This is a genomic window from Enterococcus sp. DIV0008, from assembly GCF_050542615.1.
Lineage (GTDB): Bacteria > Bacillota > Bacilli > Lactobacillales > Enterococcaceae > Enterococcus_D > Enterococcus_D innesii.
This window is the reverse complement of the sequence record NZ_CP172937.1, coordinates 680,001-699,832: the sequence shown is the minus strand read 5'-3', so window position 1 is coordinate 699,832 and position 19,832 is coordinate 680,001. Positions and strand designations below refer to the sequence as shown.

Genomic DNA, 19,832 nt, shown 5'->3' with positions numbered 1-19,832 from the left:
GATTTTATAGTGGTCTGTCGTGCTTAATTGATTTTCGAAAATTTTTGGTACAACTGGTGGAAGACGATCAGAAACTGTTCGACTTCAGCCATCGTATTACTCTCATCTAAACTGATACGAACAGCCGATGTCGCTAACTGTTCCGGAACGTGCATCGCATGAAGCGTACTGCTGGCCATCTTTTTACGTGAGGAACAAGCACTTGTCGTCGAAAGATAGATCTGCTTTTCTTCAAAGGCATGGACTAAGACTTCTCCTCGGATCCCTTTTAATGAAAAACAAAGTATATGTGGCGCAAACCCTTCAGTGCCAGAAAAAAGCGTGACTTTCTCGTACCCAGCCAGTGCTTCTTGCAAATAGCCTTTTAATAATTGAACATGGTTCGGCTTTTCAGCCTTTTGCTCGGTCGCTAAACGTAGGGCTTTTGCCATAGCAACGATTGCTGGTACGTTTTCGGTACCGCTGCGTTGATTTTGCTCTTGCCCACCGCCAGTCATCAATGGCGCCAACTTACGGCCTTGTTTCCAATAGATAAAGCCGGCGCCACGAGGTCCGTGAAATTTATGTGCAGAGAACACGGCAAAATCGACTCGCTCATTGAACCATTGCTCTTGCGGGACCTTTGTGATGGCTTGGACGGCATCTACATGGAAATGGATCGTTGGGTAGTCCGCTAACACGGTTGCAATCTCATGGATCGGTTGGATCGATCCTACCTCATTATTGACCGCCATCACCGAAACCAAAATCGTTTCTTTGCGAATTAACTTTGCTAATTCTGACACGTTGACAAAGCCTTGGGCATCGACAGGCACAACACTGACTTCAAACCCTAACTCGGCCAATTGAGCCGCTGTTTCACTGACGGCAGGGTGTTCAATACTGGAAATAATCAGGTGATTTCCATAGGCTTTTTTCGCTATAGCAGTCCCTTTGATGACCCAGTTGTCTCCTTCAGTTCCCCCACTGGTAAATGCGATCTCTTTGGAAGAAACGTTTAACAGATCGGCGATCTGCTGACGTGATTGCTGCAGCAGGCGATTGGCTTGATTTCCTAAATCATGCAGGCTTGAGGGATTGCCGATGATTCGCTGACTGACTTGGACATATGTATTTAAAGCTTGTGGATAAATAGCGGTTGTTGCACTGTTGTCAAAATAGATCAATGATAGGACCCTTTCTCTAAAAAAATTCTTTCCCATTATAACTGCTCTTGGGCTGAGTTTCAAGGTGACTCGCTGGCTTTGCCCTTATTTAAAGGAAACTTTTCCTTCCTTCGTAAGCGGTACTCATGCAACGAGCCATTCTTTCCATGAAAAAAGCCAGTCAGTTTTTCACTGCTGGCTTTCGTATTATACTAAGTCGCGGTTATTGAAGTAGAAGTTTTCGATCCGTTTGAAGGCACCTGGTTCTACTCGTTCCAACGCTGTGCCGATTTCATCTAGCGCATCTTGATAGCGATATTCTTTACTGAACAAGTAAAGTGATTTGTCGATCGCTGCCTTGATATCTGGATGAGAATGACGATAGCGGTTGGCATATTGCATCATTTGCTCAGTCAATGCCGCAGCATCCACTAAGTCTTTTGTTTGTTCATCTAAAAGATCAAGATCTTCTTCACAGACAGAAACCAATTTATTGATTTCTTGCATGTTGATGCGAATCTTGTTCAATTCTTTGCCTAATTCTTCCACCCGATCTGTTGCCACGAAGAAGAATTCTAAATACTCGCCTGGCAAACCAGGTAAGCGTTGCTTCTCAACAAACCGCTTCAAGTTGCGTAGACGGAATTCGAAGCTTTCCACTTTTTCTTGCGCAACTTTTTCGCCACGACGTAATTCCGCAAGGGAATCATCGATTTCGACTTGCTGGCTTTCCACATCATCCAAAATCTTGTAGGCATCTTTGTAGAAGCTTTGCACTTCTGAATAAGGAATTTCGTGCTTTTCTAATTGTGGTAGGTACTCGTTGTTGCGACGAGCCAATTCGTCGACTTCCGTTTGGAAACCACGGACGCGACCTAATTCATTATGATTCAATGTGTAGCTTTGTGCCGTATGATCCAACTCGATCAACAATTGACGGTTGTTCTTCGTTGCGTGGTCAATATAGTCTTCAATGATTTGGCGATTTTTCATGACATATTTCTTGGCGTTGATCTCACGTTCCATCACCGTATACAAGGCATCGATATCACTTGCAGTATCACGACTTGCCACTTCAACGGAAGCGACTTCTGTTTTCGCTAGATCGTTCATGGAGTTTTCAACTCGTTTTTTCACACGGTTGATTTCTTCTTGGAAGTTTGCTTCTGGGAACACATATTTTTGTTCTAATAATTTTTTGTAGCCATCTTGGATTTCTTTCAACTGATCTGGGAAGGTGCGGTTTAATTCTTCGTAGGCCGCTGGGATCCGTTTCATTAAGTCTTCCACTTCATAGGTGTGTTTTTCCGCTTGGTCTAACACTTCCCGTGCTTCCACAGGATCGCCTGAAGTATTTAAGGTAACAAATTGGGTGAACTCAATTTCAATGTTTTTGATTTGTTTTTGCAGCTCATTGTAAGCAGGACCGAATTCTTCCCCTTGATCCCGTAGCTTCTTCTTCAAGTCTTCGTAAACGTCCAACGCTTTTTGGACTTCTAGTGAATTTCGTTCTTCACTTTCTCGTAATTCTTTCAAGCCGGCGCGAATCTCTTCTACTTGACGTTCCATCTCATCCATGGTCGCTTCGGCTTGGACGATCGCCCCTTTTGCTTTGAAAAAGCGGATGCGTTCGTTTAGTTCTTCCACTTCAAAGATTTGACTCTCAAGTTCAGCAAAAGATTTTGTGGAGATATCTGTCCATTGTTGGTTCCACTCACGGAAGGTATTTTGACTTTGACCAACCAAGTGCATTCTTTTTACTTCATCGACTTCTTCGATCACCGGTAAGTCAAACAGATTTTCTTTGCGTTTTTCCAAGTCATTTAGCTTTTCTTGGTTTTTCTTCCGCATGAAAAAGCCAATTGCATACAAGACCGCTGCGATGATAATGATGGCAATGACAATTCCAAAGATGATATTAGTTCCCATTTTGTGGTTCCTCCAATTTTCAAATATACATGTTTCGTCTAAAACCTGCTGATCAGCAGATTGATTGATAAGTTCATTGAGCATAAAAAGGACAGACAGTCCCTTTATAAAAAAGCATCTACGCTAGATTATAGCATAAAGAAAAAAATCAAGCATTAGATTGAGGCAAAAAAGATCGACTTTTTTCGCATTGAATAAAATCATTCACGGCTTTTCCATCGATAATGAAAACAAATCGTGAAATTTACATCAACAAGTGACTTTTTTTCTGATTTTTCCGATTTTTTTCAAGAAACCGCTTGATTTCTCCCTATTGAAACTGTACTCTAGTAAAAAGCTTGAACAGGAGTAATGTCAAATGAAAGTAGCGAAATTCGGAGGCAGTTCCCTTGCCTCAGCCGAACAAGTCGAAAAAGTTGTTGCGATAATTGAAAGTGATCCTAAAAGACGGTTTGTCGTTGTTTCAGCGCCTGGTAAGCGTTCCAGTGACGATCAGAAAGTCACCGATCTGTTACTAGCAGTCTGTACCCGTCTGTGTGCTCAAGAAGAAATTACTGATTTAATCGAAGAAATCTATGCCCGCTATACCGCGATCGCCGCCCCTTTTAATATCGAACAAGTCCATTTAGATCGCATCTGGCAATCATTGGCGGCTTTTCAAACGCTGCCTACCCAAGACAATCCGCATCTCTATGATACGGTCTTGGCAAGCGGCGAAGACAACAATGCCAAATTGATCGCAGGGATTTTACAAAGTCGTGGGTTAGCTGCTCGCTACATGAATCCGCAAGAACTTGGGTTGCTAGTGACGGATGAACCCCAAAACGCCCGTATCTTGAACAAGTCGTACGCCAAGATCGCACAATGGCGCGATAGTTCTGAAATCTTAGTGATTCCTGGCTTCTTTGGTTACACAGAAGCCGGCGAGATTTGTACCTTCTCTCGAGGGGGATCAGATATTTCTGGTGCCATCGTGGCGGCTGGTCTGCAAGTAGAATTGTACGAAAACTTTACCGATGTCGATGGGATTTTTTCTGCTCATCCAGGCTACGTTCATCATCCAGAGTCCATCAAAGAAGTGACTTACCGAGAAATGCGGGAGCTGTCTTATGCCGGCTTTACTGTGTTGCACGATGAGGCGTTGATGCCTTCATACCATGCAAAAATTCCCGTGGTGATCAAAAACACCAATAACCCAAGTCATCCCGGTACCTTGATCACCAACCAAAGAGACAACTTGGATCAGCCGGTGATCGGCGTTGCCAGTGACGAAGGCTTTTGTATGATCTATATCCGCAAATACTTGATGAACCGCGAAGTTGGGTTCACGTTACGAGTCTTAGAGATTTTCCGGGAATTTGATTTAAATTATGAACACATGCCTTCAGGAATCGATGATATCTCGATCATTATGCGCTCCAACCAATTGAATCCAGTATTGGAAGAAGAGCTGCTGCGCAAAATCGCCTACGAGATCGATCCCGATGAACTGCGAATGACCCACGATCTCTCCATGGTCGTCGTCGTTGGTGAAGGAATGCGTCAAAGAGTCGGAATCACTGCCGACAGTACCGCTGCCCTTGCGCGGAAAAATATCAACTTAGAGATGATCAACCAAGGGTCCTCTGAGGTCAGCATCATGTTCGGCATCCACAAAGAACAAGAAAAAGCCGCTGTCAGAACCCTTTACTACACGTTCTTTGATTAAACCAAACGTGCCAGTTGCACCACTCCTTTTGCTGATAAGCAATCGGAACGGGCAACTGGCACGTTTCTGTTTTATTCTGACGATTCGTGGGCTTGCGCTTGTTTTTGCGCCAATTGGCGGTTGATTTCTGCCTTGATTCGCGGTTCAGGAGCATACCGTTCTTCCCAATCGCTCGGCTTCATGACTTTGTGGGTCTCAGGATCATAATGGGGCTGCCCATCTGGGAAAAGTTTCCCCATGTTGGCTTCATGAACGATAGCCAGGATCGGCGCTGGATCGACCCCTAACAGTGAAAAAGAGCCATAGGTAAAATACAGCAGATCACAGAGCGCATCGACTTGTTCTACTAGAGAATCACTGACAGGCTGTTTTTTGGCAGCCAGCTTGGCTTGGGCTTGATCGATCGCTTGATGCAAATGCTCCAGACCTGATTGGAAGGTCTCTTCGTCATTGTTGCTGGCAGCATAAAGGAACTCAACTAATTCTTCAATTTTAAAACCAGCACGAAACTGGGCTTTTTCCGCTGAAAAAGCTTGTGGATATGGCGGTCGTGTTGGATCAAAGGTTTTATGAAACTCTTCCGTCATTTCAAATGGACTCATTTTACTCGCTTCTTTCTGCTTTTTCTAATGGTTCTGTTTCATGGTTCTACGCTGTCTCCTACGTTGCTTCATGGATTGGCTACTTGCTTATTTTTTTCATTCCTTGGCTTTAGCATCCTTGGCAATGATGCCAAAATGGATCAAGGCTTTCTTGATGCCGTCATGATCGTTGGTGTCCGTCACAAAGTCAGCACTGGCTTTAGTGATAGGCTGGGCATTGCCCATCGCAACCCCGATCCCCACGCCTTCTAACATTTCCACATCATTAAAATGATCCCCAAAGGCCATCGCTTCTTCCATCGCGATCCCTTCATAGGCCAAAAACTCTTTGATGCCTTTGATTTTTGAACCGTTTTTCGGCACGATGTCAACAGAATAGGCATTTGATCGCTTAAAATCACATTGCGGCAGCTTGGACCGTAATTTTTCGCGCTCTGATTCAGGGCTCAGCATAATGCACTGATAGATGGGTTCTCGTAAAATGTCCAATGATTCATAACGTTTGGCGTTGCGATTGGGACTGAAGCGCTGCAAAACTTTCTTTAAAAAACCGACGGGAAATTTTTTGGGCACATAGCGCAAGTAGCGCTGCATGACGGGTGATTGGCTTAAACGGATCGTCAAGCTACCAGCCACTTGGGTTTCTCCGCCAAACATGACTTGACGGTAATTTTCATCGGCGTAGTCTACGATCGCTTCCAATGTTTGTTTTGGAAATGGTTTGGCATAAATCAAGTTTTCCTTCGTGTAGACATATTGGCCGTTATAGGTGATAAACATGTCTAACGACAAGTAATCGATCACCTTCTCTAAATCAACCGGACCACGTCCGGTGGCAATGCCGCAGAGGACGCCATTGGCTTGGGCTTGTTTGATGGCTTCACGGGTACTGGCAAGTGCCTTGCCGTTGCTGGCGATCAGTGTGCCATCAATATCAAAAAAGATTGCTTTTATCATATGACTCCTCAAAATAATTTCAGCTGATTAGGATTTAATGCTTCGTAATCGATCTGCAGCGCATCGATCAATGCGCGGGCATTGTCAGCGGCATCACGACCGGCATTATTATTGAAGACCACTGCGACTTCTTTGGCATTGGCTTCGATGGCTTGGACCGCTTGTTTTAACTCCGTTAGTTCGGCTTGGTCATAGCGATACAAGGTCCGCAGATTTTTGGCGTCTGGTCCTGTCGCTGTCCAGCCGCTGTCGTTGCGTCCGTGAAAACGGCACAAGACAAACTCGGGATTGGTCACGGTTGGATCAAGGGGAATCGTGGTCGATAGCTTTTTTGGCTGATCAACGACTACTAAGGAAAACTGTTTTCGCTTCATATAATCGATCATGCCCGGATACAGTTTTGGCTGATACCAGCTGCTGTCTCTCAGCTCGATCGCCACGGGGTAGCCCGCAAACCAATCTCGCACTTGGTCTAAATAGGCGACATTTTCTTTCGTACATTTAAAGCTGTTGGGAAACTGGGCCAGTAGGCAAAACAGTTTGCCCGCTTCTATCATTGGCGCGATCGCTTCTTTGTAAAGCTGCAGCGCTTCAGTCATGGTCAACTGATCTGGCAAATCCCCTTGGGTGGTCACACTTTGATGGACTTTCAACACAAAGCGAAAATTTTCGGGAATCTGGGTCAACCAGTTGCGCACATCTTTTTCTTTTGGCAAAAAATGATAGGTGGTATCCAGCTCAACTAACGGAAAATAACGGGCATACTCAAATAATTTCGAGTTTTTTCTTTGCACGAGACTGCCATGTTCACTAAATGTGGTACAACCAATTCGAATCATTTTTTCCCATCGCTCCTTGTTTTCTTATTTTAATAGTATACAATAGTTTTGAGTTAAGAGTAAATAAATCATTGCAGGTGATGAAAAAATGAAACGAATTCTCGTGTTGCACACTGGCGGCACCATCGCCATGAAAGAAGACACCCTGACTGGCGGCGTCAGCCCTGATGTCAGCAATCCACTGATGGATGCACCGATCCACATTGACGACGATGTTGAATTGATCGTCGAAGATATTTTTAATATTCCCAGTCCTCATATGACGCCAAAAGAAATGCTGCAGCTGAAAGAACGTATCCAGCTGGCGCATTTAAGCGGTGTCGATGGGGTCGTGATCACTCACGGAACCGATACGCTGGAAGAAACAGCCTTCTTTTTAGATACCACGATCGGCGGTCAATTACCGATCGTGGTGACTGGTGCCATGCGCTCAAGTAATGAAATTGGCAGTGACGGGCTGTATAACTTTGAAAGTGCGATTCGGGTGGCGAAATCACCTGATGCCATAGGAAAAGGCGTCTTAGTCGTGATGAACGATGAGATCCATTCCGCACGTTATGTTACGAAGACCCACACCACCAATATTGCGACGTTCCGTACCCCGACATTAGGTCCGATTGGCTTAGTCACAAAGCACCGAATCTTGTTTATGCAAGAGCTGTTAAATAACCGCCATTTGGATGTTGATCGTGTCGACGGTCTGTTTCCGATCGTCAAAGCCTATGCTGGGATGACTGGGGAATTGTTCGATGCTTTAGCCGACTCGCTGATCGATGGACTAGTGATCGAAGCTTTAGGCGCTGGCAATCTGCCCCCGCAAACCATAGAACCTTTGAAAAAACTGATCGCTAGAAACATTCCAGTCGTCTTAGTTTCTCGCTGCTTCAACGGAGTTGCCGAGCCGGTCTATGACTACTTAGGCGGCGGGATCGAATTGCAAGCTCTTGGGGTGATTTTCTGCAATAGCATCAATAGCCAAAAAGCCCGCATCAAATTGCTGATAGCAAAAAACCGTGGGTTGACCATGGATGAACTGCCTGATTTCATGGAGAATTAACCAAACAAAAACCCTTTTGCCATTCCGCTAACGGAGGCAAAAGGGTTGTTTTATTTTTCTCGCCAAGTAAAGATGGCTTCGCAGTAAGTATCCTCACCAATCTTGATCTCGTGGATCGTTTGCAGCGGCACAGCCTCGCCGGCTTCATCGACTGTCTTCTCATTGATTTGAAAATGGCTTTCGATCAAATGGCCGTAAGCCACTTCCCGATCAAAGCGGATCGTCACTTGTGTCACTTCATGTTTTGTTAAAAACTCATAGCCTAAGACGTCCATCAGCCAATTGAAATACATGGCATTGTTGACATGCTGATTGCTATCGATATCGTAGAAACGCACCCGATACGGCAAAAATTGTCCTTGTGTGATAGGGGTGATCTTCGGATAGCGTTTGATTCGCTTGATTTTTTCACTGCCAAAAGGCGCCACGATCTCATCTGGTACACTGCTGACTTTGCGCGTCTCCGGGTCCATCAACGCAAAAACCGCCTCGATTTTGACCAGTTCCGTTCCGTCTTCTGCCAATAACCAAAAGTAACGGTAACAGAAAAACTTATTGTATTCTCTCGCCTGGGTCGCCACTTGGATCTGCTCCCCTACGCGCGGCAAACGAGTCACCGTTATGTGATAGCTGGTAATGATCCAGGTCAAGCCGTAACTAGCGATGACTTCTGGTCCGCGGTTTAACGCCGCACTTTGTTCCTCTGATGTCTTGATGGCGATGCCTAGCATGGCTGGAAACGTCATCGTTTGGTTGACATCACATTCATAATACGCCACTTCATGCGTGGTTTGATACTTTGCTGCCATAGTTCTAATTGCCTCCTAAAAACGACTCAATAGTTCATCGACATTGGGTCCATAGCTTTCGCCAAATTGATTCAAATGGACCAATAAATAATACAATTGATACACTGGCAGTCGCTCTTGCCAATCCTCATCTAATGGATAGACTTCTTGATAGCCTTCCAAAAATTCCTGACGAAAACCGCCGAAGAGCTGGGACATCGCAATATCCATTTCTCGATCCCCATAAGCGACTGCTGGATCAAGAAACACTGGTTCTCCTTGTTGATCGAACAGCACATTCCCCCGCCAAAAATCACCGTGCAATAAAGCAGGTGTGACGCTGCGATCACGCCAATTCTCATGCAAAAAATCTTTCAAACGCAGATAAGCGGCTTCCCGTTTGGCATGCCAGCGATTACCCAGCTTCGCTAATTCGACTTGCACATCCAAACGGCAGACTGTGTAAAAATCAAGCCAATGGGTGGTTTTCGGGTTGACTTGCGGCAAAAAGCCGATGTAATTGTCTTCGTAAAAACCAAAAGTCTCCTGCGTCTGCTGATGAAGCCGAGCCAAGCTTTGGCCTAAGCGTCGCTGCTGTCCTTCCCCACTATCGATCCATTCCATCAATAAAAACGCCCCCTCTTCGGTCTGACCGAGACGTTCGATTTTTGGCACCCGCACGAAAGGAGCTAATTCAGCTAAGCCGTTGATCTCTGCTTGAAAGAACATCGATGAAACATGAGGATGGGTCTTTAAAAAATAGCGATTTTCCGCTGTAGTGAAACGATAGGTTTGATTGACATCCCCACCACTGATGGGCGTCAGCGAGCCGGTCATCCCGATTGCTGCGAACAATGCTTCCTCCATACGGATCTCCCTTTCTTTACTCAGTCAGTTGGGCAGTCAAATACGCTTGTTCCTCTTTCGTCACCCCTAGTCCTTGCAGAAGATACTGATCGACCGAACCGAAATGCTGATCGATCGCTGCCAAACTTTCATCAAGAAAACTCTCTTTGGCACTCATCAAAACCGTGATCGCCGTTAACAGCTCTTGCGGCAAACGCTGGGTCATTGGGGCAAATTTTTCTTTTAGCATTGGGGCTAGATAGCGATTGGTCGCTAAATAATCTTCTTTGATCGTCGTTGGTGCCACCGCCAACACATGCAGCAATAAAAAGGCGCCAAAGCCTGTGCGATCTTTGCCAGCGGTACAGTGGAACAAGGTTGCACCTTCGCCTTCCGCATTGTCGATCACATGATCAAAGAACTGCCGATATTGTTGGCGGGCATAGTCGCTTTCAACAAAGTGACGGTAGACTTTTTTCATCTGCTCTTCGGCATCTTCCCCATCTTCCAAGCGCTGCTTCAAGCTTTCTGGCGACAAGGAAACCATCGTTTCGTCTTCTTTGAAAATAGGTAAAAAAAGCTGCTTTGCTGTGGCGATCGGTCGATCAGGCTGTGCATTGGCTTCAGCGATGGAGCGAAAATCAATGACCTGATTGACCCCATAGTTTGCCAGTACTGCTTGATCTGAAGCAGTTAATTCATTGATCGCCGCACTGCGGATCAATTTTTTTCGTTTGATCGTCGTGCCGTTTGTCGTTTGATAGCCGCCAAGTTCTCTGACGTTTGCTGCTCGTTCTAGTTGAATCAATTGTGTCATTGCTTATCCCTCCCGCGATGTTCTAGTTAAAAGTATAGCAGAAACTTCGCTATTAAGTGCACTGAAACCTAGATTTTTCTATGAGCTGAGCTTTAACGGACAAAAAAAAGAAAGACCACACGCAGTCTTTCTTTGCTTTCGCTTGTTACAAAATGTTTCTATTCGGCTTCGATCACGGCCGCAGAATCATCTAAGATCGAACGATCCAGTTCGTTGATACGGCTGCTGGTCACCATTCCCGCAACCATACTGTCGCTGACATTAACAAGTGTCCGTGCCATATCGATCAATGGTTCAACAGAAATAACTAAGCCTACGATGGCGATCGGCAAGTTCATTGAGCCTAAGACGATCAATGAAGCAAAGGTTGCGCCACCGCCGACACCAGCAACGCCGAATGAGCTGATCGTAACTACTGCAACTAGCAGCAGGATAAACTGCCAATCAAAGACATTGATCCCAACCGTTGGTGCAACGATCGTTGCCAACATCGCTGGATAAACACCCGCACAGCCGTTTTGACCAATCGATAAACCAAAGCTGCCTGCAAAGTTAGCCGTGGCTTCATCAACACCTAACGCTTTGGTTTGGGTTTCGATGTTCAATGGCAAGGCACCCGCACTTGAACGAGAAGTAAAGGCGAAGCTCAAGACTGGAAAGGCCTTTTTGAAATACGTTACTGGATTGACCCGAACAGCGATCAGCAATAATGAATGAACGAGTAAGACCAAAATCAAAGCCGCATAAGAGGCAATGATAAATTTGCCTAAGTTCAAGATGGCTTCAAAATCACTTGAAGCTAATACGTTTGTCATCAATGCCAAAACGCCATAAGGTGTCAGGCGCAAAACTAACGTGACGATACGCATCACGATTTTATATAAGCTGTCCATCAAATTCGCAAAAGTTTCCGCTTCTTTCGGTGATTTACGTTTGACACCAAGAAAGGCGATCCCAACAAAGGCTGAGAAAATCACGACCCCGATCGTACTTGTCGAACGAGTACCAGCAAAGTCGGCGAAGACATTGCTTGGGATGAAGGAAACGATTTGTTGTGGGATCGATAGATCTTGGACTTGTGTCGAACGTTCCGCTAATTCTGCGATCCGCGCTGTTTCCGTTGCGCCTTCGGTAAAGCTGGCACCGTCAAGACCAAAGACCATGACCATCACGATCCCGATCAAGGCAGCGATCGCCGTTGTCCCTAGCAAAGTCGCAAGAACCGTAAAACTGATCTTCTTGATTTTTTCGCTTTCTTTCATCTTGGTGAAAGCACCAACGATCGAAACGAAGATCAAGGGCATGATCAGCATTTGCAAGAGAGCTACATAGCCGCTACCGACCATCGTGATCCAGTCAAGAGCTTGCGTGATAACGTCAGAGCCTGTCCCAAAAATCAGCTGCAGTACACCACCAAAAACGATCCCGACGAACAACGCCGCAAAGACCCGCGTTGAAAACTTCAGGTGACGCTTTTGCAATAAGTAGAACCCATAAATAAGGGCAGCAAAAAGTAGAACAACAATAATAGTTAACAGATTTGTCATTTGAATCCTCCTTTTGTTCAGTAAACATGACAAAGTCTGTCAGAGGAAGTAAAGGTTCCCAGTGACCATTCTTCAACAGTTCACTCTAATGAGACGTGTGGCATCATTAGTGACTATTCCATTTTAAAGAAGTTTGCTTCATCTTACAATAAATAAGTTTCCAGTTTTCTGTGATGGTACCGCTTTTTTGTCAGAAAATAAAAAAAGAACCGTTGCCACACCCCCCTGCTGCTAGGATTTCTGCTTTCCTAACAGTTAGATTGCGGCAACTGGTTCGTTATTTTTTCATTTCGTCTTTTTGAAAAATTTCAGAGAATATTCAAGAGGTCAATAGAAATTGCTGACTTACGCCAAAGCCCCCATTGGGTCCCAAGGTGCTAAGACCGTTGGTTCTGCTTCAAAGGCAGCCAATTGTTCAGCTGTCAGGAATTCTTTGCGAACCACGATTTGATAGGTGTATTCATCCATCCATGCATCGCTCATGACGAAGAAACCATTCGTTCCGACTTTTTCCCCCCAGCTGTTTTCGACTTTCCATTTGGTTGATTCGCCATCGATCAAGTCAACACCGGTCAAGACCATCGCATGGGTCATTAAGCTTTCGCCAAAATCTAAGCGTTCTGCTTTGGTCATCGTAAAGTCGATATCAAATAAGTCGTTGATATCATAGGCATCTAATGCCATGATCCCAGTATCTCTGGTAGAAGATTGACCGACATCACAACCGAACCACACGGACTCCCCTTGTTCCAATTGAGCGATCGCTAATTTTTTGAAGGTCGGCATATCGACGTTCAAGTATTTGACTTCTTTGCCGCCAACCACGTTGCCGAGCATTTCTACGGTATACGATTGATTGTAAGGTTTGTCGGCAGTTGGTGCGTTGATGATGCTGACATAATCGTCAAGGTCAACACCAACATATTTTTCATAAAAGCTTTGTGGTGTTAAGTTGCGATCAATGTGATAATTTTTGTCTTCATCACGGTATTCAAAATCAAAGGTTTCTGGCGGTGTGCCTAAAGAAGTCGCTAAGAAACGATAAATGTCTTCCAACATCGCTTCTTTGGCTGTTTGGATGTCTTCAGCTGTTTTGCCTTCGGCTACTAGCTGACGCAAAGCAACCGCATCTTTACGCAGTTTTTTGTTTAAGTAATTGTTTAGATCACGAGAATTAGAAGAGTTGCTGCTTTCTGGCATGACTGTTTTTGGCACGACACCATATTTTTGGAAAATCGAAACGATCATGTCCCATTGCCCACCATCTTGTTGTGGGGTTTGCAACAAGAAAGCAACTTTGCGACTTGTCAAAGGCTCGTTGGCAGTTGCTAAAATATTTTCATAGAAATAGTTGGCTTTTTCGTATTTGTCCCAAAAAAAGGTATGGTTTTGCGACAATTCAAATTCTTTTAAATTGAAATCATTCAGCATCTTATGACGGAATGTATTCAATGCGGCAAACATCCAGCAGCGACCTGATTGTTTTTGGTTTGAGACTTTCCCGGTTGTCACATCAACTGAAAAAACTGGCACATTGTTGACTTTTGCTGACACGTTTTCTGCAGAAGCGGTGATCCCATTTTTCACCACACTCCGTTGCAGTGCCGTTTGTTTATTGTTGTCTTGATACGCTTGCGCAAAGGCAGCGGTGGTCTTTTTTGAAATTTCTGACATATTTCTTCATCCTTTCACTTTCCGTTCCTTCCATTTTACGCCTCTGCCTCTCAAATAACAACCGCTCCTAGAAAAATGAAAGGATCATCTTTCTAAGAACGGTTGCTCGTATCAAGGATTTAAAGGGTGAGCATCAAAAGCAAAAAGCCAAGTAAAACAAAGGATAGTCCTCGTTCAAATCGTGCATACAGAAAGCGGATCGGGCGACTGGCTAGCAAGATCGTCAGTAAAACACTGGCTAACACCAACGTCACAAAGCCTAATACCGATAGATTCAAGTCGGTGATCGCTAATGCCCGCAAGCCCTTGATGAAGATCCCTTGTAAAAGATAGACCAGCAGAGTGTTTTTGCCCCAATTCGTAAAAAACAAGTGCTCTCTGGGCACGAGGCTCATAAAGCCGATGATCCCCATCAGCCCGATCACGAAAAAGACCGCACGCAAGGGACCGCCGAACAACGGATAGCTCAAGTAATCGTCATAAGGCTTGGAACCAAAAACCATGTACTTGTTCATCCCATGAAAAAACGCGATAAAGGTGTAGATGATCGGTAAGAAAAGCAAACTGATGGTCCGAATCTTTGGTTTCAGTAAAAAGCGCATCTCATTTTTGGGAAAATAAAACCCGATGATGAAAAACGGCAAAAAGACAAAGGTCCGTTGCAAGGTCAACACTTGATTTAAAAACGGCACGTAGCCAGCGAAGATACTCAAGCCGATACTCAGCAAGATCGCCTGCTTTTTAGACATTTTTTGAAAGACTAGCAGCGAGAGCTGCCAAAAGAACATGCTAAGCAAAAACCAAAGTGCCCATTGCGGATTCAACAGTTGGATTTGTAACGACTCCCGTAGACCGATCAACCAGTAATAGACGGTGTAAAACACCTGAAAGAAGACATAAGGCAGCAAGAACTTTTTCATCAGCTCACGAAGCTTGTGTCCCTTCGTCAACGGTTTGGCAAAGTACCCAGCCAGAAAAACAAAAGCTGGCATGTGGAAAGTGAAGATAAAGTAATATAGGTCATGATAAAACTTCTGATCGCCGATAAAAGGCTGTAGTAAGTGACTGAAGACGACCAAGATCATCAGTAAAAATTTTGCATTATCAAAGTAAGCCGTTCTTTGCGATTGGCTCATAAAAAGTTCCTCCTCTAAGTTGTATCTGTCAAAGGATACCTGATCCATGAAACAGAACTGTAACAAGCTATTTACTTTTTTCTAACGATTCTTGTTCATTTGATTACCAGTTGCTATTTTGTATCGTTTGTATTAATATATATAATACAAAGGAGCTGTTTTCGATGATATTTGATATTCAAACCCAAAGCAACCAACCCATCTACCAGCAGTTGCGGGAACAGATCATTGTCGGTATCGCAAAAGGCGATTTGGCCGCTGGCGAATTGCTGCCATCCGTCCGTCAATTAGCCGAAGAGATCGGCATCAATACCATGACGATCTCAAAAGCCTACAATTCCCTCAAAGAAGAAGGCTTGTTAGTCACAGATCGCCGCAAAGGAACCGCCGTTGCCGCGCCACCACCGTTTACTTCCGGACAAGAAGCGGAGTATCGCCAAAACTTGCAGCTACAGCTAGCAACCGCTCTCTTACACGGCAAAAGCAAGCAAGCGCTTTTAACGGATGTTCAACAACTGCTGGACCAATTTCCTGAAAGGAATGAATGCAAATGACCTATCTTTTTTTCATTATTGCTCTTGTCCTCTGTGGGACGACCGCCTTTGGTTTACGCTTGATCAGTAAACCCCACAAAAATGTTTTACTCGAAAATACCCTTGCTCCTGAGCATCTGGATGATCCTAGCGTCCACAGCTTGATCACAGAATTTCGCAAGCGTATCTTACAAATCGTTGGTACATTTAGTGTAGCAAGTCTCCTTTTTTTGTTCAATTTATCTGACTCCATCATCCTTACCCTGTTCTGGCTTTATATGGCCGCTTTGCTGGGAACAGCTTACCTGGTGCAAGTGCATTACATCGGGAAAATGCGGCAATTGATCCTTGCCAATGGATGGGAACTACCCATCGATCCGATTCGGATCGATACCAAACTCGTTCAAGCCAAAAATAAACGGATGTTGCCGTGGTATAGCCTCGTTCCTGCGGGGATTTTGTTGATGATCAGTTTGTACCAAGCATGGCAGTTGCCTGATCTTTCTACAGGATACTTGATGGGCGGCGTCTCCTTAGCAATTTTTGCGCTGTTCCTCTATCTCTGGGTGATCATCAGCCGCTTACCCGTTCGCGGGATCAGCGGTGATTCAGCTATCGACCAGCACATCAATGATTTAACAAAGCGCTATTGGTCCTTATTGATCGCTGTCACTTGTACCATTACACTGCTCTTGTTGACTGTCCCGTTGGCGTCCATGTCCGCTACTGGAGCATTCAGTACTATCCTCTTACTTCTCTTTGTTGTTTTGGTGGTTTTCTTGATCGTCTTTACCTTCTTCTTGTTGCTAGATCTGCGTAAAAAACAAGATCAACTCTTAGAACCAGCAGGACAACCGCGCTATTATGGTGAAGATGCTTACTGGCGATATGGTTTTTACATCAATCCTAATGATGCGCGACTGTTCGTTCCTGACCGTGTTGGGATGAATATCGGCATCAATCTAGGCAAACGCAGCGGACAAATCGTCGCAGGCATCACCGCTGTCTTCTTACTTGTGTTAATGGTCGGTACCATCATTCCAATGTACCGCTTAGATTTCGCTCCTGATGCGATCACCGGCGAAGTGCAAGGACAAGAAGTCACCTTTGATGCACCAATGACCGGGAAAACAACGGTCTCTTTGGCAGATATAGAAACAGTGGAATTGATCGAAGCTTTGCCATCGCCTCGTGTTCGTACCATGGGTGTAGGAACCGCCAGTTACCAAATCGGTAAGTTTACCGTTGCCGGTGAACCAGCCAGAATGTTCGTGGACATAAACTCGACACCTATTTTAAAAGTCACCACCAAAGATGGCCCAACCGTTTTTTACACAAATAAAAAAACCGCCGAAACGACGGACTTATATGAGGAACTAGTACAGAAGATTTCCTCAGCGAAGTGAGAGTTCTGGAGAAAAAACTGGGGAACACATTATCCCCAGCCTATCCACAATCAAAAAAAACGACCTTCCGAAACGAAGGTCGTTTTTGATACTCCGGCAGTAGGACTCGAACCTACGACATCATGATTAACAGTCATGCGCTACTACCAACTGAGCTATGCCGGAAGAATCTATCTGTACTATACCAAATAGTCAGATAATTTAGCAAGAGCAAAAATCGATTTTTTGTTCCTTTTTTTCAAGAAAATCCCCTTTTAGAAACTTCCCTTCCCGCAAAGTGTTTTTCTCAAGAAATATCCGAAAATCTCATTGACAAAGCAGCGCCTTTACGGTATTCTATATCTTGTGTTAAATAACACGCCGCTTTAGCTCAGTTGGTAGAGCGCATCCATGGTAAGGATGAGGTCGACGGTTCAAGCCCGTCAAGTGGCTTTGGTAGGACAACGTTTCTAGGACGTTGTCTTTTTTGTGCATCTAATTCCCCAAATATAGCGATATTTTCTTAACTTAATCATTCGTATTGCCCCTAATTCCCTGCGATATACAAAAGAAATAAGATCGTAAAACCCAATAGTAGGACAGATACAACGGCTTTCACCATCCTCACTGCATCTTTAAATTTAAACAAGAGCGTATATAGATTAATAAAGTAAATGATCGACAGAACTGCTTCTTGGGAATATTCTTTTACTTGGATCAAGCCTAACCATATAATCAGCAAAAGAATCGAAAAAACAACCAAATAGTTTTCTGCAACACGTTTCATTTCATTCTCCTTTCCAATGATAAACATTTGCAACCAGCTGAATCATGGAAACTCAGTAAATTATCAGCCCCTCTCTCCATTACTTTTCCTACAGCCTTTGCTTATTAAAAGTGTAACAAACTATCTTTTCTAACGGTCAACCTAGTTCAATTTACCTAAATATTTTTTTGATAGAACGACGAAAAGACGTTTTCAATCGTTACTCACAGCTCAGTTTTAGGCACTTCTTTTTTACAACAAAAAACCCGCTCTCCTAAAGCTAAGAGAGCAGATTTTTCAACTAAACTGAATTTTTTTGAAAGGAGATGCCTGGTGCTAACTTAAAAAATAACATATTTTTTCCGTTTAATTTAAATTTTTACTTCACGACCAGCACCGTACATTTCGAATGATTGACGACATAATCGGTGGTTGAGCCCACGACAGCTCGGGTCAATGTGCCTTTACCAGTTGCACCGATAACGATCAAATCAATTGGATACAATTCAGTCGCTGCATGAATGATAAAACGTTTTGGATCGCCGACTTCAACGATCACCTCAACATCTTCCACCCCATGTTGATTGGCATCATAGATTTTTTTCAACATATCCGTTTCCACACGTAATTTTTCTTGATCAAAAATTTTCGCAAAAGCATAGGCACTTGTGGATAACTCAGCATTGTTAATAACAGAGAGGACATACAATTTGGCTTTGTTCCTACGACAAATCGCGAGTGCTTCTTGGAACGCTTTTTCTGACTGATCCGACCCATCTAAGGCAACAAGTACATTTTGAGAATTACGTAACATCCAAATCGCCTCCTTTTCTTTATTTTACCACAAAAAATGGAAGCGTTACAAAAAAGGACGATGTCTACTCTTAAGAGACCTAAAACTTCCTTTAAGATTTGTGAAGGTCCTTACTTGGTTCCGCAATTATGCAGTAAAATAAGGAGAACAATGATTCGAGGTGAAAGAAATGCGCTCTTTTTTCCATGCTGCAGTCACTGTGCTCTTGTATTTAGGGCTTTTCTTGCTGATAATCGGTATTATCGCCTTTTTCTTGCTAAAACTTTAAGCTTGGTTGGTTGAAAAGCAAGTTGCTGTCACATCCCTGAGAGGAGTGATACACTTGGTTTATCAACAAATATCGAAACGAAACAGCTTGTTGCTCATTCGTTTCAAAAAGGAGATCATGCAAAATGGACTTACATATTACCCCTACTGCCGCTGCTCGCTTTCCAGAAGGACACGACTTATATATTCTGACGAGTAATGACGGATCGAACCAATTTTCTTCAGCAGCTGGATGCTGTATGATCGGCGAACGTTTTTTGATCACACCAATCGATGAACCGTTAGACTCATACAATGAGTTAGTCTCAAGCAATCAGTTTACTTTCTTTACATCAACCTATGATCAAATGTTCTTGACTGGTCATCTGATTCTAGATGTTCACCCAACTTCAGGAACCTTGATTTTGAAAAACGAAAGCGGCTATTTGGATACCAATCTTTTATTGGAATCCTCTCCACAGTTGAAACAAACGAATGCTTAACAAAAGAGCTTACAAACGCCTTGTAAGGTGCTTGTCAGCTCTTTTTTCTCTATAATGAATCTGGAATCAACGCTAAGAGTTCTTGTGTCTCAGCGGCTAAAGCGATCGCACCAGCATCAAGCAATTCTTCTTTTGACCCAAAACCATATAAAACGCCGATTGCCGGTAACTGGTTTTCTTTTGCACCTAAAATATCATGCTCACGGTCGCCGATCATGATGGTTTGCTGCGCTTTTTGCTCCTTTTCGATCTCAGTAAGTGCGTAGCGGATAACCGCCGCTTTTTCGCCACGTTTATTCTCAAGATCCGCCCCATAGATTCCTTTGAAATAGCCATCATACTTGAGATGGGTCAGGATCTCTTTTGCAAAAACTTCTGGTTTCGACGTAGCGATATACAAATCGTGCTCCTGCGCCAGCTCCTGCAATGTTTCTTCGATCAACGTATATGGTTGGACTTGAAACATACCCGCTTGACGATAATTTTCACGGTAAAAGGCAACAGCTTGCTGGGCAGCTGCTTCATCTAAGCCCAAGCCAC

The 19,832-nt window shown here is 44.1% G+C and carries 19 protein-coding genes and 2 tRNA genes (1 of these 21 only partly in view); 6 read left to right on the top strand and 15 right to left on the bottom strand.

All coding sequences use genetic code 11. The annotated features are described in order from the left end of the window. Positions 1–23: 23 nt before the first annotated feature. Together IGI84_RS03260 and ezrA are read right to left on the bottom strand one after the other, a co-directional pair. Positions 24–1,166, bottom strand: coding sequence for a cysteine desulfurase family protein (locus tag IGI84_RS03260; RefSeq protein ID WP_081119120.1), 1,143 nt, complete (start codon positions 1,164–1,166; stop codon positions 24–26). Positions 1,167–1,352: 186 nt separating this feature from the next. After that, a complete protein-coding gene (ezrA, locus tag IGI84_RS03255; RefSeq protein WP_016611694.1) occupies positions 1,353–3,074 on the bottom strand; it encodes a septation ring formation regulator EzrA in 1,722 nt (573 codons plus the stop codon). Between the two features lie 358 nt (positions 3,075–3,432). Between ezrA and IGI84_RS03250 the strand changes: the two genes are divergently transcribed. Then, on the top strand, positions 3,433–4,782 hold the full coding sequence (locus IGI84_RS03250) for an aspartate kinase (RefSeq protein WP_081119103.1): 1,350 nt from the start codon (positions 3,433–3,435) through the stop codon (positions 4,780–4,782). A gap of 71 nt (positions 4,783–4,853) precedes the next feature. Here the strand turns inward: IGI84_RS03250 and IGI84_RS03245 are convergent, their stop codons facing one another. From IGI84_RS03245 to IGI84_RS03235, 3 genes are all read right to left on the bottom strand, one after another. Next, complete coding sequence (locus tag IGI84_RS03245; protein ID WP_081119104.1) at positions 4,854–5,384, bottom strand: HAD family hydrolase; 531 nt, start codon at positions 5,382–5,384, stop codon at positions 4,854–4,856. Between the two features lie 96 nt (positions 5,385–5,480). Continuing rightward, a complete protein-coding gene (locus tag IGI84_RS03240) occupies positions 5,481–6,341 on the bottom strand; it encodes a Cof-type HAD-IIB family hydrolase (RefSeq protein WP_081119105.1) in 861 nt (286 codons plus the stop codon). 8 nt (positions 6,342–6,349) lie between these two features. Beyond that, entirely contained in the window at positions 6,350–7,180 is an 831-nt protein-coding gene (locus IGI84_RS03235) for a DUF72 domain-containing protein (protein WP_081119106.1), read from the bottom strand. A gap of 88 nt (positions 7,181–7,268) precedes the next feature. On the opposite strand from IGI84_RS03235, the gene IGI84_RS03230 reads away from it, so the two are divergent. After that, complete coding sequence (locus IGI84_RS03230) at positions 7,269–8,237, top strand: asparaginase (RefSeq protein WP_005237533.1); 969 nt, start codon at positions 7,269–7,271, stop codon at positions 8,235–8,237. 50 nt (positions 8,238–8,287) lie between these two features. Here IGI84_RS03230 and IGI84_RS03225 read toward each other — a convergent pair whose 3' ends face one another. The 6 genes from IGI84_RS03225 to IGI84_RS03200 form a co-directional block, all read right to left on the bottom strand. After that, positions 8,288–9,046 (bottom strand): acyl-ACP thioesterase domain-containing protein, encoded by a 759-nt coding sequence (locus IGI84_RS03225; protein WP_015509041.1) that lies wholly within the window; start codon positions 9,044–9,046, stop codon positions 8,288–8,290. Between the two features lie 15 nt (positions 9,047–9,061). Further along, entirely contained in the window at positions 9,062–9,892 is an 831-nt protein-coding gene (locus tag IGI84_RS03220; RefSeq protein WP_081119107.1) for a fructosamine kinase family protein, read from the bottom strand. A 16-nt stretch (positions 9,893–9,908) separates the two neighbouring features. Next, positions 9,909–10,688, bottom strand: a complete 780-nt coding sequence (locus IGI84_RS03215) for a tyrosine-protein phosphatase (protein ID WP_081119108.1) — start codon at positions 10,686–10,688, stop codon at positions 9,909–9,911. A gap of 158 nt (positions 10,689–10,846) precedes the next feature. After that, positions 10,847–12,235, bottom strand: a complete 1,389-nt coding sequence (locus IGI84_RS03210) for an L-cystine transporter (protein ID WP_081119110.1) — start codon at positions 12,233–12,235, stop codon at positions 10,847–10,849. 345 nt (positions 12,236–12,580) lie between these two features. Further along, positions 12,581–13,909 carry an aminopeptidase C gene (locus IGI84_RS03205; protein ID WP_005225135.1) on the bottom strand — a complete coding sequence of 443 codons (1,329 nt, stop codon included), beginning with the start codon at positions 13,907–13,909 and terminating at the stop codon, positions 12,581–12,583. 119 nt (positions 13,910–14,028) lie between these two features. Next, positions 14,029–15,045, bottom strand: a complete 1,017-nt coding sequence (locus tag IGI84_RS03200; protein ID WP_194195697.1) for an acyltransferase family protein — start codon at positions 15,043–15,045, stop codon at positions 14,029–14,031. A gap of 164 nt (positions 15,046–15,209) precedes the next feature. Here IGI84_RS03200 and IGI84_RS03195 point away from each other — a divergent pair, with 164 nt between their 5' ends. Both IGI84_RS03195 and IGI84_RS03190 read left to right on the top strand, forming a co-directional pair. Then, positions 15,210–15,599: a GntR family transcriptional regulator gene (locus IGI84_RS03195; protein ID WP_005237540.1), complete on the top strand. Its 390-nt coding sequence runs from the start codon at positions 15,210–15,212 to the stop codon at positions 15,597–15,599. After that, positions 15,596–16,984 (top strand): hypothetical protein, encoded by a 1,389-nt coding sequence (locus IGI84_RS03190; RefSeq protein WP_430600754.1) that lies wholly within the window; start codon positions 15,596–15,598, stop codon positions 16,982–16,984. Before IGI84_RS03195 ends, IGI84_RS03190 begins: the two co-directional genes overlap by 4 nt. Positions 16,985–17,075: 91 nt before the next feature. Here IGI84_RS03190 and IGI84_RS03185 read toward each other — a convergent pair. Next, positions 17,076–17,149 (bottom strand) — tRNA-Asn (locus IGI84_RS03185). A 194-nt stretch (positions 17,150–17,343) separates the two neighbouring features. Here IGI84_RS03185 and IGI84_RS03180 point away from each other — a divergent pair. Further along, a tRNA-Thr gene (locus IGI84_RS03180) sits at positions 17,344–17,416 on the top strand. A 94-nt stretch (positions 17,417–17,510) separates the two neighbouring features. On the opposite strand, the gene IGI84_RS03175 is transcribed toward IGI84_RS03180, so the two are convergent. Both IGI84_RS03175 and IGI84_RS03170 read right to left on the bottom strand, forming a co-directional pair. Continuing rightward, on the bottom strand, positions 17,511–17,750 hold the full coding sequence (locus IGI84_RS03175; RefSeq protein ID WP_081119116.1) for a hypothetical protein: 240 nt from the start codon (positions 17,748–17,750) through the stop codon (positions 17,511–17,513). 358 nt (positions 17,751–18,108) lie between these two features. Then, a complete protein-coding gene (locus IGI84_RS03170; RefSeq protein ID WP_005237544.1) occupies positions 18,109–18,543 on the bottom strand; it encodes a universal stress protein in 435 nt (144 codons plus the stop codon). Between the two features lie 392 nt (positions 18,544–18,935). Here IGI84_RS03170 and IGI84_RS03165 point away from each other — a divergent pair, with 392 nt between their 5' ends. Then, positions 18,936–19,292 carry an iron-sulfur cluster biosynthesis family protein gene (locus IGI84_RS03165; protein WP_194195699.1) on the top strand — a complete coding sequence of 119 codons (357 nt, stop codon included), beginning with the start codon at positions 18,936–18,938 and terminating at the stop codon, positions 19,290–19,292. Positions 19,293–19,341: 49 nt separating this feature from the next. On the opposite strand, the gene IGI84_RS03160 is transcribed toward IGI84_RS03165, so the two are convergent. Beyond that, positions 19,342–19,832, bottom strand: the 3' portion of a protein-coding gene (locus tag IGI84_RS03160) for an HAD hydrolase-like protein (protein ID WP_081119118.1). It continues 160 nt past the right edge of the window; 491 of the gene's 651 nt are visible here — the last part of the coding sequence; its start codon lies off the right edge, out of view; the stop codon is at positions 19,342–19,344.

Coding starts and splice junctions, on each gene's coding strand:
- ezrA (WP_016611694.1), bottom strand. CDS start 3,074: ATGGGAACTAATATCATCTTTGGAATTGTCATTGCCATCATTATCATC.
- IGI84_RS03250 (WP_081119103.1), top strand. CDS start 3,433: ATGAAAGTAGCGAAATTCGGAGGCAGTTCCCTTGCCTCAGCCGAACAA.
- IGI84_RS03245 (WP_081119104.1), bottom strand. CDS start 5,384: ATGAGTCCATTTGAAATGACGGAAGAGTTTCATAAAACCTTTGATCCA.
- IGI84_RS03240 (WP_081119105.1), bottom strand. CDS start 6,341: ATGATAAAAGCAATCTTTTTTGATATTGATGGCACACTGATCGCCAGC.
- IGI84_RS03235 (WP_081119106.1), bottom strand. CDS start 7,180: ATGATTCGAATTGGTTGTACCACATTTAGTGAACATGGCAGTCTCGTG.
- IGI84_RS03230 (WP_005237533.1), top strand. CDS start 7,269: ATGAAACGAATTCTCGTGTTGCACACTGGCGGCACCATCGCCATGAAA.
- IGI84_RS03225 (WP_015509041.1), bottom strand. CDS start 9,046: ATGGCAGCAAAGTATCAAACCACGCATGAAGTGGCGTATTATGAATGT.
- IGI84_RS03220 (WP_081119107.1), bottom strand. CDS start 9,892: ATGGAGGAAGCATTGTTCGCAGCAATCGGGATGACCGGCTCGCTGACG.
- IGI84_RS03215 (WP_081119108.1), bottom strand. CDS start 10,688: ATGACACAATTGATTCAACTAGAACGAGCAGCAAACGTCAGAGAACTT.
- IGI84_RS03210 (WP_081119110.1), bottom strand. CDS start 12,235: ATGACAAATCTGTTAACTATTATTGTTGTTCTACTTTTTGCTGCCCTT.
- IGI84_RS03205 (WP_005225135.1), bottom strand. CDS start 13,909: ATGTCAGAAATTTCAAAAAAGACCACCGCTGCCTTTGCGCAAGCGTAT.
- IGI84_RS03200 (WP_194195697.1), bottom strand. CDS start 15,045: ATGAGCCAATCGCAAAGAACGGCTTACTTTGATAATGCAAAATTTTTA.
- IGI84_RS03195 (WP_005237540.1), top strand. CDS start 15,210: ATGATATTTGATATTCAAACCCAAAGCAACCAACCCATCTACCAGCAG.
- IGI84_RS03190 (WP_430600754.1), top strand. CDS start 15,596: ATGACCTATCTTTTTTTCATTATTGCTCTTGTCCTCTGTGGGACGACC.
- IGI84_RS03175 (WP_081119116.1), bottom strand. CDS start 17,750: ATGAAACGTGTTGCAGAAAACTATTTGGTTGTTTTTTCGATTCTTTTG.
- IGI84_RS03170 (WP_005237544.1), bottom strand. CDS start 18,543: ATGTTACGTAATTCTCAAAATGTACTTGTTGCCTTAGATGGGTCGGAT.
- IGI84_RS03165 (WP_194195699.1), top strand. CDS start 18,936: ATGGACTTACATATTACCCCTACTGCCGCTGCTCGCTTTCCAGAAGGA.